The following is a 14,936-nucleotide window of genomic DNA, read 5'->3' on the forward strand; positions in this document are numbered from 1 at the left end:
ATGGCAGCGAAAGGTTCGACCGGGGAGATGTTCAAGGCCCTTGCGCGGGGTACGGAAAAGATCGCTGAGCCGGTTGATCCCGGCGGGTCGGCGCCGACGGGTCAGACACCCGCAGCGGCACCGTCGGCAGGGATTCTCGCGGGGCGGGAAGGTGCGATCTGGGAGGTATCATCCGGGAAGAAGATCACGCGGGTCGTGAGGCGCGTTAATCCTGATCGCTGTCGCATCTGGGTACGGCACAACCGCCGCTATGACCTGCTCTCGCCGGAGTCCTGTGCTGATTTGATCGAGGGCTTCAGGCAGCAAGGCGGCCAGGAATTCCCGGCCGTGGTCCGACGTGTGACTGATGGCGGACCCTATGAATACGAGGTTATTTCAGGTGCCCGCCGCCATTGGACGGCGCGATTCCTCAAGTACGATTTCCTGATCGAGGAACGGGATCTCACCGATCTGGAGGCGTTTCGGCTGTCGGACATCGAGAACAGACACCGGGAGGATCTGAGCGACTACGAGCGGGCGGTGGACTATCTTCAGGCCTTGAACCTCTATTTTGACGGAAGTCAAAAGCAGATGGCGATGAACCTTGAACGGTCCGAAGGATGGTTGAGTCGATATCTCGACCTGGCCAGGCTGGACCCTGTCATCGTGGATGCGGTGCGCGACGTGCGGGAGATGACCGTCAATCAAGCGCGCGTGATCAAGCCGCTGCTCAATGGCAAGACCCGTGGCCTGGTGATCGAGAGGGCGACAGAACTCGCCGCGTTGCCGGAGAAGCCGGCGGCAGCAGACCTCTTTCGCGTCCTGACGAGTGCCGCGGCAGAGCCGAAGGCAGCAAGGCCCAATACGCCCCTTGAGACGGCGGCAACCAAGGAGACGGGCAAGGTGTTCGCGGTCGCACGCCGTCACGGACGGGGCGGATTGATTATCCAGGTCGATGGCAATAGTGGGGCGGGAAAAGAGGAAGCAGTGGCCGCGGTGACGGCCATGATGGAGCGTTACTACGCGCCGTCAAAGTAGCGCAAGACGCTTGAGCGGGCGAATTGTCAACTGACAATTCGTCTATAACATTCTGTAAAATAAAAGGTTTCGCGAAAAATTGCGAGGTTGCGCCGGGTCTGCTGGCGCCGTGGCAGGAGCGCTCAACTGTGCGTCGTGCGAAGCGCCTGAAGGCCCGGGGATAGCACCGTCCGAGTCGACTCCCGCACCTGTCCGGTTTCAAGCGTCCCACCGCCGATCCCCGGCAAGCCCCACGGTGCCCTTGACTCCAGTGTGCGGGTGGGAATTGATCATCGTTCCGGCCACCCCGGGGCCGGAGTCCAAGGCTTCAGCCTTGGATTTACAAGACTAAGGCTGAAGCCTTGGACTCCAGCAGGTGGCCGCTGGCCGGAACGATGATCAAGGCCCGCGGGTGCGGTCCAAGCCCGGTATCCAGACTCGGCGCAACGAGCGGCCTTACCGCGCGGTTGCCACGTGACAATGACCAGCCACAGGGGGATCTCTGGTGGCCGACTTCTGTTGGCAAAGGCGGTTCGGGAGGGCATACAATCGCCCGGCAACTGGGGCGGCGGGCAAGCGGCGGGCAAGCGGCGGGCAAGCGGCGGGCAAGCGGCGGGCAAGCGGCGGCAGTGTCGCCGCACCAGCCCTGCCCCCGGTCGCGGGAGTCGGTCGCGGGGCAGCGGCCAGTCCTTAACCGAGGGGCGTCTGCCCACGGCGGATGACCATCGAGTAACCCAAACGAGAGAACACCCATGTCGGAGAATACCCATGTCGGAGAACACTAAGCGGGCGGGCGCGGGCGGCCACCTGGGCGCCGCCGCCATGGCGCGATTCGGGGCGGGGGTTTCCCGCGCGGATTTTTGGATCTTTGTCGTCCTCTTGGTGCTTGCGATCGGCGGCTCCGCCGTGTCGCAAGCAGAGGAAGCCGGCGGACGCTATTACTGGTCCGTCCTGGTGTTGGTCTATGCGGCCGCCAGCATTGGCCGGAGTTGGTTTCAAGCCAAAGGGCAGGGCGGCCCGGTTTGGGACATGATCAGGACCCAGGTTTTTCATTGGTTCGGCACCCTGGTGGCGATCCAGATCGTTCTTTTCTTTGAGTCCGATGGCATCACCGACCGCGCCCCTGCTGCCGTTTTCTCCTTACTGCTCCTCGCCTTGAGTACCTTTCTGGCCGGGGTCCATTTCAACTGGACCTTCCTTCTCTTGGGCTGCATCCTCGCGGCCACGGCCATCGGTCTCGGCATTGCGGATCAGATCTCGATTTATCTCGTGACCATACCGCTGGCCCTCCTGGCGCTGTTTATCGTCTACAGGCGAAAGTTCGGCTAGGCCAGTCGGGCGATCGGGCGCGACGGGGAAGGGCGGCTGGAGCCGCGACGATGCCCGGCCGGCCGCTCGCCCCGTTGTCCGGAAGTAGCGTTACATGAACCGTGCCGACCGGGGTTGTCCGTGTGCCCTGGGACAGCCTCGTCATCTGGGGGCTGTTGGCGCTCGCCGTCCTGATTCTTGGCGGGCATCTGGGGTCTCTTGCTGGCCGTCCCGCTCAGCGTCTACATCATCCACGCGGTGGCCTCGATCATCACGCTGGCCACTGGGAGCGCCGCACCCCAGTGCGGCGCGGCCTACCCACAGCACGCAGCGTCGCGGTCGCCCGCGAGACTGCGCCGCACTGGGGTGCGGCGCTCCCAGCGTTCGACCCGGCTGCGCGCATGCGCTCGCCGGTACCGGGTGGCCGGGATGATGACCAAGGCCCACGCGGTGGTGCAGGGGGAGGCTATTCCCGGCGTCTATGCGCCGCCAGGGGCAACCCAGGACCGGAATTGAAGGGGAAGAAACATGCGGTTCGTTGGTACCCTCAAGAAATGGAACGACGACCGGGGCTTTGGCTTTATCGCCCCAACGCGTGGCGGGGATGACCTTTTTGTTCACATCTCATCCTTTCCGAGGGACGGATCGCGCCCGCGGCTCGACGAGCCCGTAACCTTTGAAGTCGCAGTAGACAACGAAGGAAAGAAGCGTGCCGTCAAGGTTCTTCGTCCCGCCGGCGCCCGGCCGCATCCGGTCCGCCGCGCGACCCCTCAAGGTCCGCGGCACATTCAAAGCTATCTTTCTGGTCTTGCGACGGTGCTACTGGTTGGCGCAGTCGGCATCTTCGGCTACCTTGAGTACGCGCGGCAATCCAACGACCAAGCCCCTACGCGCCTTGCCGAGTCGCCAAAGGGCTTGCTGGCTCCCCCACCTCAACCCAGTGCACCTGAACGACGCTGTGATGGCCGAACCCGTTGCTCGCAGATGACATCATGTGCCGAGGCCAGGTTCTTTCTGGGAAACTGTCCGGGCGTTGAAATGGACGGAGACGACGATGGCGTCCCGTGCGAGCAACAGTGGTGTAACGCCCCTTGGTGAGTTACAGAACATGGTCCCAAACCTTTTGAATCACGACGATCAGAAAGGCGGTCGAGCACCCGAACATCAGCAGTCCGGTGATCGCCATCACGGGCCCAAGGAGACGCCAGGGTGAGGCCAGCACGACATCCCCGTAACCCAATCCGGTGATCGAGGCGGCCGAAAAATAGATGGCCTCGGTCAGATTCGCCGACAGGCGTTGGTGCCAAAGAAAGAGGCCCCAGGCCACGGCCTCCATGAAGTGCAGGCCGAGCAGGACGGCGAAGCAGGCGAAAATGATGACCTTGGCGGCCAGCGCACGGCCGAGGTGCTCGATGAGCCAGTGGTCGGCGGCCAGTATCCACTTGGCGGCCTCGAAGATCACCAGGATGTGCAGGCCGAACTGGGCCACGGCGAGCAGCAAGGCGAGGCCGAAGTCGCGCCGCACCAAGCGCTTGGGCGGCGTGCCCGCGACGGGCCCACCCTCCATCAGCGTCGTCCGCCGAAGCGACCGCCGAAGCCCCCGCCGCCGAAGCGGGCACCCACACCGCCGCTGAACGGGTCGCCGCCGCCCAGCCGGTCGCCGCCGAAGCCGTCCCCGAGCCCCTCGGTGCCGACCCGCGCCGCGCCCAATCCGCCGCCGCCGCCGAAGCCGTCGTCGCCCACGCTGTCCTCACCGCGGGTGCGCGCCTGTTGTTCCCGGTCCGCCCAGCCCGTGTCCATGGTCGGCTCCTGCCAGCCCTCGGTGCCGCGCTGTTGCCAGCCGTCGTCGGTATGGCGGTAGACGGTGCCGTCCGGTCCGGCGTAGAGGCTGTCGCCGACCCGGACTGTGTCCACACTTGCGTCCGCCCCGGTGCGCTCGTTGTCGAAGCTGGTCTGGTGGACGGTGACGGTCGCGCCTGAGGGTCCCTGGATCGTTGCCGTATCCCGGGCAATGGAATCGCCGCCCGGGCCGGTGACGGTCTCCCGTGCGGCAGCGGATTGGATGCCGGTCACGGGGTTATAGCGCGCCCCCGCCGCGACCGCTCCGGTGGCGCCGTCGGCCCTGTCGAAGGTCCGCCCGTAGCCGCCCTGGACGGTGCCGGTCGCCAGGTCGACGCTGCGTCCGGCCGCATAACCGCCGGTGGTCCCGGTGCCCAGGTCGACAGAGTCACCGCGGGCGCCGGCGCCCAAGGCCCCGTCCGCGCCGTCGTACCAGGTGCGGGTGCCGGCGGCCACCGTGTCGCCCCAATGGCCGTAAACATTGGTGCCGGTGCCGAGACAGCAGCCGAGGCCCGCAACCCCGGGCCGATAGTCGGCCCCGCCCCAGTAGGCGTCGGCCGCCGCCGCGGTCGCAAGCCCCTGACCGAAGCCATAGCCATAGCCGAGCCGCGGGTTATAGAACGGTTCGGCAGCCAGGCCGAAGGTCTCGGGCGCCGCATACCAGTCGTCTCCGACCCAGGGCTGGTAATCGTAGCCGGTGCCGTAGACGACCACGTCGTCGGTGGTCGCGACCGTTCCCAGGTAACCCGGGGTGTAGCCGTCGTAGACGACCTCCGGGGTCGACCCATACACCCGCGCATAGGTGATGAAGTGCAGGGGGGAGGAGGGCGGGATGCCGTAGACCGCGCTCGGGACCGAATCGGCGACCGCCCAGGGGCCATCGAGGGTGGCGGATTCAAACCAGACGCCGGCCTGCAGGGCGTAGTAGGTCGCGCCGCCGACCCGCACGATGGGGGTCTCGGAGTTCACCACGTACTCCAGGTCCGTGCCCGGGAGCAGACTCACGGTGGCAGGGCCGTCGAACACGGGTTCGAAGGTCGGCCCACCCCGGCGCCGCACGGCGGCGGTCTGGGGGATGGCGTTGGCGATCAGTGCCTCGCGCGCCTGGGGCGTCCCGGCCACCGCGGCGAGTGCCGCGCCGGCCGGCGAGTTCACGGGGATTTGTTTGAAGCCCGTCGGTAGCGCGGTGCTCGCCACAAAGGACCAAGGCCCTTGGAGGCCGGCGGCGCGGTACCAACGCCCGGCGAGCAAGGCGTAATAGCTGTTGTCACTGGTGTCGACGATGACCTGCGCGCTGGAGTTGGTCGCCCACTCAAGCCCGGTGCCGGCGATCGGCACCAACTTGGGCTGGCCCTTGAAGACGATCAGTTCGGCCGGGGTTTCGGTGACATAGATGTCCGGGATGCCCGCTGCCAGCAACTGCATGGTCGGGATGCTGGGGTGGCCGTTCAGCAGGTCGGCCTGGCCGGCGGCGGCGAGCCGGCTGGCGATGTCGTCCATGCCAGCCGGGGTAATGGGCGCATGGGTCCAGGGGCCGGCCAGGGACTGGGCACTGACCCAGCCGTCGAGCAGGTGCAGATAGTAGGGACCGTCGGCGCCCTCGGTCAGGATGACCGCCCGGGTGTTGATGACGCGCTGGAACTTCGTGTTCGGGACGCCCTTCAACACCGGTTGGCCCTGGATCGGTATCAGGATGGCCGGCTCGAAGCTCAGGATGATCCGCGGCACGGGATTCTCGACCGCCACCCCCGCGGCCGGCCGGATCGGGGTCGCGGCGAGCGCGGCCTCGAAACGGCTCAATGGGATGACCCGCACCTGGGCGCCGAATTGCCGGGCCACCGCCGGCGCCAGCGAGGCGGCCAGCGCGGGCACGGTAGGGAAGTCGGCCTTGGTGACCTTGAGTCCCTGCAAGACCAGCAGCCGCTGCACCCGGTCCACCTGGGTCTGTGCCTGCGCCTCGATCACGCCGAAGGCCTCGTCGCCTTGGCCGAGCGGCAGCACCGCCACCGCGGCGCGCAGCACCAATTCATTGCCGCCCCAACTGACTATCTGGGGCTGATAGACCAACAGGGTTCGATCATCGACCTGGACCTTGCGGGGCCAGGGATCGGCGGGGCGGGGCAGGGGCGCGACGACCTGGGGCGGGGCGGTCGCGGTCAGGGTGGCGGGGGCAGGCGCGGCACTGGGGGCGATCGGGGGCGGGGTGGCAACGACGCTGGAGACCTCAGCCGGCGCAGCGTCCGCCGCCGGGGCGCTTGGCGCGGGGGTTCCCACCACCAGCCGTTGGCCCACCCGGACCTGCGTCGAGGTCAGACCGTTTTGCTGTTGGACCTGGGCCATCGCGGTGCCGAAGCGGGCCGCGATCGACCCCAGGGTGTCGCCGCCGACCACCGTATAAACACCGGAGGCGGCATCGAATGGACCTCGGGCGTGGGCCCCGGGTCCGCCATCCGCCGCCCAGGCGGGGCCGAGAGAAAGGGCGGAGCACAGCAACAAGGGGAGGGCGCGGGGCTGCATGTCTGGCGACTCCAGGTCAGGTGGTTCAAGTGCACGAGTCGGTGTCATGATACGGGCAACAACGCCAAGCTTAGCGCGCCGCCGGGCGCGGCGCACCGTCCGGGGCACTTTACCGTGAGCGGCGGGCCGGGACCCTGCGGGAGCGGCCTGCGGCGCAGACGGGACCTCGCTATACTCAGGCCCTCGGGCGTCCGCATGGACGGAGGCTGGGCCGTCCCGCCCCTTTTGTCACCCTAAACGCCAATCGTACTGCGCTGGAGACCGCGCCGGAGCCTACTCGATGGAGTCGTCGTTCAACCCTGTTGCGCCCCTGCCGGATCTCGGTGTCTGCGACCGCGAGCCCATTCATATCCCGGGTTCGATCCAGCCCCATGGCTGCCTGCTGGCGTTATCCGGCCGGCACCTGCGCATCGTGCAGGCGTCTTGCACCTGCGAGCCGCTCCTTGGGGTCGCGCCGTCGGGGTTGCTGGGGCGCGAACTCGCCAACACCCTCGGGGCCGAGTTGCACCGGTCTGTCCAAGAGGGCCTGGCCCGCCATCGGATCATGCCCGCCGTCGCGGGCGGGTTCGCCTGGCAGGTCCCGGGCACGGGCCTGACGCTGGCCGGGTATGTCCACCAGTCGGGCGACCTCACGGTGTTGGAGTTGGAGCCCCTGGCGGGTGATGATCCCGCGGGGGCGGCGGACCCGGCGCCGGCCATGGCCGCGCTGCATTGGGTGCGCGCGGAGTCGGGGCTGGAGGCCAAGGCCCAGTCTGCCGCCGCCCTGTTACAGCAGCTCACGGGCTTTGACCGCGTGATGGTCTACCGCTTCGACGCTGACTGGCATGGAGAGGTCATCGCCGAGTCTCGCGGCCTGCCCCAGGAGTCCTATCTCGGCCTGCACTATCCGGCCTCGGACATTCCGGCCCAGGCGCGTCGGCTTTATCTGGTCAATCCGACCCGGGTCATCGCCGACCGCGACGCCGTCCAGTCCCCGATCATCGCGTTGCCCCCCGCACCGGGTGCGGCGGCCGGTCCGCCCCTGGACCTGACCAAGAGCCTGTTGCGCAGCGTCTCGCCGGTGCACCTGGAATACCTGCGCAACATGGGCGTGCGCGCGAGCTTGAGTTCCGCCCTGATCCGCGATGGTGCCCTCTGGGGCCTGATCGCCTGTCACCATGGCCAGCCCCGGCGGCTGGGGCGGGGGCTGCGCGAGCTGCTCGGCTGGATGGTGCAGGACCTGGCCACCCAGTTGGCCCTGGCGGAGGAGGTCCGCACCCGGCATTACGCCGTCCGTCTCAAGGCCAGCCGGGACCGGGTGATCTCGGCCATGCGTGCCGGGGCGCGCCTGACGGGCCTGATCCAAGGGCCCGCGTTGGCCGACGTTCTTGGCGCCATCGGTGCCGACGGTGTGGCCCTGATCCGTGACCGTGAGCTGACCACCGGCGGCATTACGCCCGAGCCGACGCGGATCCGCGCCATCGTCGAGGGACTGATGGGCTGTTACCCGGACGACCCCTCCGGCGTCTTTCTGACCGATTGTCTCAGCCAGCATGTGCCAACCGCGGCGGACCTGGCGCCGACCGCGGCCGGGTTGGCCCTCTTCCCCCTGACGGGGCCCCCGCTCGTCAAGCTGATGTGGTTTCGCGGCGAGCAGGTGCGCCGGGTGGCCTGGGCCGGCAATCCGGACAAGGCGACGACCCTGGCCCCCGACGGTCGGCTCGGTCCGCGCAAGTCGTTCGCGGCCTGGATCGAGACCGTGCGCCAGCGCAGCCTGCCCTGGACCGCGGAGGAGGTGGAATCCGCCAGACACCTGACGGCCCTGGTGGACATCGAGCTGCACAAGACGGTCGAGGACGCCCTGCGTGCCAGTCTGGCCCACGTGCAGCGTCTCGAAGAGGCCCTGCGCGACCAGGCCCTGCGCGATCCGCTGACCGGACTCTTCAACCGCCGCTATCTGGACGCGACCCTGCCGCGCGAGATTGAACGCCGCGGTCGCTGTGAGGAGCCCCTGGCGGTCGCCGTGCTGGATCTCGACGGGTTCGAGGCGTTCAACGACACCCATGGACTCGCGGCCGGGGACCTGGCACTGCGCGCGATTGGGGGTCTGTTGCTCCGCTCACTGGGTGGGGGCGAGATCGCCTGCCGTTCCGGGGGCGGGGAGTTCACCCTGCTGCTGCCGAACGCCACCCTGGAACACGCCCGCGGCCGGCTCGAAGGGCTACGCCAGGCGCTTGCAGTGTTGCCTCTGCGCGGCGGCGGCGAGGAGTTTCCGCCCCTCTCGGCGTCCATCGGGGTCGCCGTGGCGGGGGGCGAGGACCGGGCCGCCACGGCCGCGGCGCTCCTGGCCCGGGCGGACGCGGCCCTGAACCAGGCCAAGGCGCAGGGGCGCAATCGGGTGGTTGTTGCGCACTAGGGGCATGGGGTCCCGGGTGGGGCAGCGCATTCGCGCGAACGCCGGACCGGCCGGGCACCGGTCTGCGCCGCCGAGCAATAGGATTGTGGCACTACTAATAGGGCGCTTGGACTGCCAATACGACCAACTGTATTAGTAGGACTCGCCGTGGGGAAGCGCGTCGCGGCTAGCGGTCGGCACGCGGGGCCTTGGGCGCCAGATCCCGAGAGTGAAACAGATTCAGACCCCAGTCGTCAAACGGGGCTGCAACCGGATGGCGAGTCGTGCTAGCCTTATCGAGGGCCGATGTCAGGTCCGCGGTTCACCCTATTGTAGAGGTATTTTATGCAGACTAATCGTTACGGCTTTCTCCGGCGCATTTTGCATTGGGTCGGGGCCCTGTCGGTCCTCGGTCTTCTCGCTGTCGGCATGTTGTTCTTTTTCTTCGGTGTCGAAGGTACTCAAAAGCTGTTCGGGCCCGACGTTCTGAAGTACCACAAGAGTTTCGGCGTCGTGGTGCTGATCGTGGGGGTGCTGGTCCTCTTCATGCGTCGCAGTAGCGGCATCCCGCCCTACGATCCGCCGCTGACCTTCCTGCTGCGGTGGCCGAGCAAGTTGGTCCATTGGCTCATGATCCTGGCGCTGATCGCCATGCCGATCCTCGGTTGGCTCGGTACCGCCGCCGCCGGCCATGAGGTTCAGTTCTTCAACTGGACCCTGCCGGGCATCATCGGCAAGAACGACGTCTGGGCCAAGACGCTCTTCCAGTACCATCTCCTGGTGGGTTGGGTGCTGATGGGTTTGGTTGGTGTGCATCTCCTCGGGGCCTTCGTGCACGGGAAGGTCGCGCACGACAATATCAACTCGCGGATGAGTCTGCTGTAAGGGGTCAGGTTGGACCCTCGGGTAGAGACCCGAGGTCCGACCTGGGGGGGCGCTGCCTGAGTCGGCGTCTCCCCGCGTTCTTGGCGACTGCTGCGGAGGGCAGCCGGGATGATCTACCCTCCCCGATGTCCCGGTGCTGTGCTTAAACGCTTCCCTCGGATTGACCAAACAGGCACGGAAGGTGCGAAATTACTGGTCCCGAAGACTGACGCCCGATGCCAGATCAGCACTAAACGGCAACGTTTTTTTTCGGCGTATCTGAGTTAAGAACAGGTCCAGAAAGGGGGCGGCGTCGCCTGGTGGGCCGCGTCGCTCACAGATCGGCCCGGCTGTCGATCCGGTCCAGCGCGACGTCGCGCAGTATCGCCTTGATCAGCTCCCGGCAGCCGTCTTCACGATCAAATGACTTACCGCGCCGCGCCGCGCCGAAGAAGCGTGCCAAGTCGCGCTGTTGTTGCGTACTCAGGGACTCGGTGAAGCCCTTGGACGGGATCTCCTTGTCCGGTACCCGGTCGGGCGCCGCCTCATCGGCGGCCTGGCGGCCGTGTGCCCAGTTCATGGCCCGGGCGCTGTAAAGGATGATGCGGTCGAGCAGTATGAACGGGAACTTGGGGTTGGTGACCGGACCCACGGTGAAGCGCTGGGTGCCGGCTGCCTGTTCGATATCGAGCTTGGCCAAAGCATTACCCCCCATGAATCCCAGCAGGCCCCCGGCGGCAGCCCCGAGAAAGGCCGCCGCACCCAGGGAACTCCCGGCGGTGGCCAGATCGATCGTGGCCCCGGAGGCGGCCCCCGCGGCGATCCCGGCCAGGGCGAGCTGGCCGCGGGAGATCCCCAGTGACCTGCTGACCTCCTCGGACAGCAGGTCCTGGTCCAGGATCGAACCCGGGGCCAGGTTCCAGACGTTGTGCCGGAAGTTGGCGCGGATCTGTTCCTGGGCCCTGACCTCCAGGGCCCGCAGGCCATCGCCAAAGGCGGCCATCACGTCGTCTTTGGCCCGCTCCTGGCCGCTCTTGAAGACCAGCTTGTTGTTCTTGAAGCTCTCGCTGTAGCGAAATGAGAGGCTCTCACGCAAGAGGTCCAGGATGGTGGTGGCGGCCTGGTCGATGCGCCGCTCCCAGTCCCGGGCGAAGGCGTCGATGGTCTGCTCCAGGCGGGGCTCCCAGCGCTGGTCGATGCTTTTGAGTGCGCTCAAGAGCTTGATCCGCTCGGCGTAGGTGGCGCGATGGGCATTGAACTCACGCACCGAGTTGAAGGCCTTGCTCAGGGCGTCCTGCCATTGTTCCATGTAACGGGGTTGCTTGGTGAGGTTGTTCAGGATCGCCATGCGCGGACGGGCGGTCAGGCGCAGCAGTTCGATCTCGATGCGGTCTTTCTCCTTGATGCGCTTGGAGCCGTCCACGACCAGGATGATACCGGCCCCGGCCCCGACCGGTTCCAGCAGGGCGCAGTCGTGGGCAAACAGCGGATCGGCGCGATGGGCCAGGACAAAGGCCCCGGCGAGGTCCGACTGGGCGCTATGGGCCTGGAACCACTCCAGGATCGCGCTGGGGTTCTGGAAGCCCGGCGTGTCGATGAACTCGATGACCGTTTGGCCGTCGATGATGACCGGATAGACATCGGATTCGGTGGTGGTACCGGCCCGTTGGTCGATGGCGATGCGGTCGTTTTCGGTGAGGGTCGCGACCACGGAGGACTTACCCGCGTTGGGGTGTCCCATAATCGCCAGGCGTGGGATCTCAAGCGCCATCATGCATCTCCGTCACCGTCCCCGGGGGCCAGCATGTCCAGCCGCAGATAGGGGTCACCCAACTGGGCGATCTTGCGCTGCCAATCGGTGAAGTCGAAGGCGCGCACCGGCGGCAGGGGGTCGTCGTCCTGGGGGTCGCCGACCAGGGCCAGCAGCACCTGCGCCTGGGTGCCGGCGGCGGCGCGCAACTCGCGCAGGAAGCGCAGGTTCTCGGTGATCGGCGGCTGGGAGCCGTCCATGATGACCGCGACCCGTGCCGGCGGGGCCTGCCAGCGTTGGCCCTCGACCCAGTTCACCACCCCGGCGGTCATGGCGCTGCCCGAACCAAAGGACGCGGACGCGGCGACCCGCCAGCCGGTGAGGGTTCCGACCAGTTCCGCCACGCGATGGCGCTGCGCGCTTTCAATCACTTCGTCCACATCGAGTTGCACCAGCACCAGGCAGGCGTCGGCGGCGATGCCGCCCGGCACCTCGGTCCCACGGGGTTCCAACGGCGCTGCCGTGGGCGCGGGTGGGGGCTCAACCGCCGGTTCCTGTTCAGGCTCCGGTGCCGGTGGCAACGTTGGATGCGGTACTGGCTCCGGTCGGTGGGTCGGCTGCTCCGGGCTCGGTTGCGGTTCCGGCGCCAGCGCCGGCGGCGACGCCAGCTCCGCGATGGGTTGCGGCGCGGGCTCCACGTCGGGTTGCGGCTGCGGCCTGGGCTCCGGTTCCCGGCTTGCGGGCGGTTCGGGGGCGGGTTGGGATGCCGGTTTCGGCCAACTGTCGGGCGCTGGTTCTGGTGTGCGGTCGGCGGCGGACGTGCTTTGCGGTGCCGCAGCCTTAGGTTCCGGCACCGCCACCCGGTCGGTCGGGCCTGGGGGTGTCGGGGGGCGGGTTGGGGGGGCGGCGATCGGCCGTGCCAGCGGACCCTGGTGCGTGACGGGTGCCGGGATCGGCATCGCGCTTCCATGCCCGCTGCCGTGGGTGGCCGTCTCGACCGTGGGGGTCAGCAGGCGGGCATAGAGGGCCTGGGTGCGGCCCTGGGTGAAGGGCAGCCGCTCCAGCAGGTGCCGCTGGGTCAGAAGCGAGGCGCCAAGCAGCAGCAGTCGCGGCAGGAGGCCGTAGGTGCAGACCGCCAGGACCAGGAACCAGCGCCAGGAGCGCAGATGGCCGGCGTCGAGCAGGGACAGCGGGTCTTTGAGCAGGATGCGGGAGCCCGCGACCTGCTCCAGCGACGGATAGCCGATCCCCTCACCGAACAGCCAGCCCCAGGGCGTGGCAACGAAGCGGGCCAAGTCATGGATGAACTGTGGGCTTAAGTCCAGCGCGGTTTGCCAGCCGAAGGCCAGGTCCGTGAACCACTCCAACCCGATCGTCGTCAGGATCACGCCCAGGTTGAAGGCGACGCCGAAGACCTGCGCCGGGATCAGCATCGGCAGGAAGGAGACGGGTCCGTAGAGTGCGAATTGGGAGCGCAGGCGTCCAACCTGGGTCGCGGTGCGGTCGTTGACCTCCTGGCGAGTGGCGGCGAGGTGCTGGCGCAGCAGCCAGTGGCTCACCCGGGTCACCAGGGGCCGGATCAGGCGTCCGAGCAGGCTCAGATCCCGGACCGCTTGGCCCACCGGCCGTGCGCGGCGCACCAACCAGGCGACCGAAGCCCCCCCCACCAACAGAAATTGGACGAAAACCAACACAAAGAGATAGAGGGCAACATTGATCGGGCGATGCCCGTCGTAGCTCAGCAGGGCCGAGGCCGCGCCGACGCCGATCAGGAACCCGAGCGCCGCCAGCCCGAGCGCGGTGAGTCGCTGCGCCTGGGCGAAGGTGCGCCCGGGGAGCACCAGACGCCGTTCCGGGCGTTCCGCGGCGCGGCGCTCGCGCAGCCAGTGCCGCAGGCTCAGGCGCCGATGCAGGGTCGTATGGGGCAGGGTGGTGGCAACGGCCGGGGCAATCCGGTCCAGATAGAGGGTGCGGTCGCGTTCCGTCAGTGCGTTGCGGGCCGCGGTGCCTTCGTGCAGCAGTTGTTCGTCGGCGCCCAGGTAATATTCCAGGTCGATGAGGTCAGCGACCGTCCAGCGATCGGTCTCCCGGGCGTCGTCGTCTTCAGGAGGGTCGGTGTGACCGATTTTCATCGTGCGAGCATCCGCGTCCGGATAACGGAGTGTGCATACATGAATGGAAATGCATTGACTGGGTGGCGGGGAAACGTCTATTTTACATGATCAACTTGGGCGTCAATGAAGATTTCACTATTCCGATTGGCCGAATGAACGGAGACCCTGACGAGGTGCCGGTGGTGCTGGACTTCGGGCAAAGGCGGCGCGGGCGCGAGGTAAGGCCACGGCCAAGTACCGCGTTGGGGGCAGTTTCTGATGGTGCTTGCAGGGTAAAGATGCGGGAGCCCGCAGCGGTGTGGGTGCCGTAACTGATTCGCCGGGCAATCACCCAATGACTGAGGGCGCGTTCGACCTCGTTATCGATGGGGACGCGGGATCGATTACCGGACGAGAAGCGGTCTACGGCACCAAGTGCCGAGCCCGATCCGGGGGGGTGAACTTCAGGTGGATGCTGAGCGAATCACCCACCTTCCTCTTGTCGATCGCTATACGAACCAAAACAATACGACACTCTATCGACCAGATAGTGGCAATCGTTCTGTCAGATAAACCGTTAGTATTGAAGTGCTTAGTAGGCAGGGTACGGGTAACACGATCACCACGACTCAGAAACCCGAGCCGTGGCGACTGACGGCTAAAGGCTGCCTATTACTTGGCGGCAGGCGCCGGGGCAACCACGGCGACGGGAGCGTGAAGCTTCGCGACGGAATCCTTGAAGCCATAGCCGGGCAGTGAGAGGGCATAGCTGTGGACAAGCCACATCTGGACCATCAGCACGATAAACCACGGCACCATCCAGTTGGCCGGATTGATCACGGTCCAGATCTTCCAGTCTTCTTCCGGATGCTCGATCTTGACGATGGTTTCATCGGCCAGCAGATACGGAACTTTCATTTAAATACCCCGTTAGTGTAAAATTTGGATCAGAGCAGAGAGGAGCGGATCAGAACCAGGGCTGATAGGCCCAAGTCACCAAGTGGACAGCGGATGCAATCATCACCCAACTCCACACGCCATGCTTCCAATGCTCATGAAACTCCTTCGCCTGCTCGTTGGTGAGACCCGAGATGTTGCCAGAATTCATTTTCGTAACCTCTTAAGAACGTTTGATGATGTGCGATCCCGCCCGTGAGGGCGAAGAATCGCTTACTAGACCGCGGTGCTTGGACCC

The 14,936-nt window shown here is 66.7% G+C and carries 11 protein-coding genes; 5 read left to right on the top strand and 6 right to left on the bottom strand.

The annotated features are described in order from the left end of the window. The 3 genes from THSYN_RS31195 to THSYN_RS31210 all read left to right on the top strand — a co-directional run. The coding region (locus tag THSYN_RS31195; RefSeq protein WP_100922976.1) for a ParB/RepB/Spo0J family partition protein at window positions 1–1,017 on the top strand (1,017 nt) is incomplete at its 5' end. Window positions 1,018–1,764: 747 nt separating this feature from the next. After that, window positions 1,765–2,325 carry a hypothetical protein gene (locus THSYN_RS31200; protein ID WP_236849052.1) on the top strand — a complete coding sequence of 187 codons (561 nt, stop codon included), beginning with the start codon at window positions 1,765–1,767 and terminating at the stop codon, window positions 2,323–2,325. 507 nt (window positions 2,326–2,832) lie between these two features. After that, window positions 2,833–3,402, top strand: coding sequence for a cold shock domain-containing protein (locus THSYN_RS31210; protein WP_100922978.1), 570 nt, complete (start codon window positions 2,833–2,835; stop codon window positions 3,400–3,402). Between the two features lies 1 nt (window position 3,403). On the opposite strand, the gene THSYN_RS31215 is transcribed toward THSYN_RS31210, so the two are convergent. Beyond that, window positions 3,404–3,871 carry a potassium channel family protein gene (locus THSYN_RS31215; RefSeq protein WP_100922979.1) on the bottom strand — a complete coding sequence of 156 codons (468 nt, stop codon included), beginning with the start codon at window positions 3,869–3,871 and terminating at the stop codon, window positions 3,404–3,406. Continuing rightward, window positions 3,871–6,660, bottom strand: a complete 2,790-nt coding sequence (locus THSYN_RS31220) for a LysM peptidoglycan-binding domain-containing protein (protein ID WP_172965416.1) — start codon at window positions 6,658–6,660, stop codon at window positions 3,871–3,873. The genes THSYN_RS31215 and THSYN_RS31220 overlap by 1 nt, the downstream gene beginning before the upstream one ends. A 280-nt stretch (window positions 6,661–6,940) precedes the next feature. Here THSYN_RS31220 and THSYN_RS31225 point away from each other — a divergent pair, with 280 nt between their 5' ends. Continuing rightward, a complete protein-coding gene (locus THSYN_RS31225; protein ID WP_100922981.1) occupies window positions 6,941–9,055 on the top strand; it encodes a sensor domain-containing diguanylate cyclase in 2,115 nt (704 codons plus the stop codon). Between the two features lie 324 nt (window positions 9,056–9,379). Then, window positions 9,380–9,919 (top strand): cytochrome b, encoded by a 540-nt coding sequence (locus tag THSYN_RS31230; RefSeq protein ID WP_100922982.1) that lies wholly within the window; start codon window positions 9,380–9,382, stop codon window positions 9,917–9,919. A 313-nt stretch (window positions 9,920–10,232) separates the two neighbouring features. Here the strand turns inward: THSYN_RS31230 and THSYN_RS31235 are convergent, their stop codons facing one another. The 4 genes from THSYN_RS31235 to pufB all read right to left on the bottom strand — a co-directional run bounded on the left by THSYN_RS31235 (window position 10,233) and on the right by pufB (window position 14,849). Continuing rightward, entirely contained in the window at window positions 10,233–11,669 is a 1,437-nt protein-coding gene (locus tag THSYN_RS31235; RefSeq protein ID WP_100922983.1) for a GTPase/DUF3482 domain-containing protein, read from the bottom strand. Next, window positions 11,669–13,780, bottom strand: coding sequence for a DUF2868 domain-containing protein (locus tag THSYN_RS31240; protein ID WP_100922984.1), 2,112 nt, complete (start codon window positions 13,778–13,780; stop codon window positions 11,669–11,671). Before THSYN_RS31240 ends, THSYN_RS31235 begins: the two co-directional genes overlap by 1 nt. Window positions 13,781–14,413: 633 nt before the next feature. Then, complete coding sequence (pufA, locus tag THSYN_RS31250) at window positions 14,414–14,659, bottom strand: light-harvesting antenna LH1, alpha subunit (RefSeq protein ID WP_100922986.1); 246 nt, start codon at window positions 14,657–14,659, stop codon at window positions 14,414–14,416. Window positions 14,660–14,708: 49 nt separating this feature from the next. Next, complete coding sequence (gene pufB / locus THSYN_RS37555) at window positions 14,709–14,849, bottom strand: light-harvesting antenna LH1, beta subunit (RefSeq protein ID WP_020507020.1); 141 nt, start codon at window positions 14,847–14,849, stop codon at window positions 14,709–14,711. Between the last annotated feature and the right edge of the window lie 87 nt (window positions 14,850–14,936).

Origin of the sequence: Candidatus Thiodictyon syntrophicum, from assembly GCF_002813775.1 — a bacterium.
GTDB classification, from domain to species: Bacteria; Pseudomonadota; Gammaproteobacteria; order Chromatiales; family Chromatiaceae; genus Thiodictyon; species Thiodictyon syntrophicum.

Bases quoted from the DNA above. Each gene is read 5' to 3' on its own strand.
- THSYN_RS31200 (WP_236849052.1), top strand. From the start codon at position 1,765: ATGTCGGAGAACACTAAGCGGGCGGGCGCGGGCGGCCACCTGGGCGCC.
- THSYN_RS31210 (WP_100922978.1), top strand. From the start codon at position 2,833: ATGCGGTTCGTTGGTACCCTCAAGAAATGGAACGACGACCGGGGCTTT.
- THSYN_RS31215 (WP_100922979.1), bottom strand. From the start codon at position 3,871: ATGGAGGGTGGGCCCGTCGCGGGCACGCCGCCCAAGCGCTTGGTGCGG.
- THSYN_RS31220 (WP_172965416.1), bottom strand. From the start codon at position 6,660: ATGCAGCCCCGCGCCCTCCCCTTGTTGCTGTGCTCCGCCCTTTCTCTC.
- THSYN_RS31225 (WP_100922981.1), top strand. From the start codon at position 6,941: ATGGAGTCGTCGTTCAACCCTGTTGCGCCCCTGCCGGATCTCGGTGTC.
- THSYN_RS31230 (WP_100922982.1), top strand. From the start codon at position 9,380: ATGCAGACTAATCGTTACGGCTTTCTCCGGCGCATTTTGCATTGGGTC.
- THSYN_RS31235 (WP_100922983.1), bottom strand. From the start codon at position 11,669: ATGGCGCTTGAGATCCCACGCCTGGCGATTATGGGACACCCCAACGCG.
- THSYN_RS31240 (WP_100922984.1), bottom strand. From the start codon at position 13,780: ATGAAAATCGGTCACACCGACCCTCCTGAAGACGACGACGCCCGGGAG.
- pufA (WP_100922986.1), bottom strand. From the start codon at position 14,659: ATGAAAGTTCCGTATCTGCTGGCCGATGAAACCATCGTCAAGATCGAG.
- pufB (WP_020507020.1), bottom strand. From the start codon at position 14,849: ATGAATTCTGGCAACATCTCGGGTCTCACCAACGAGCAGGCGAAGGAG.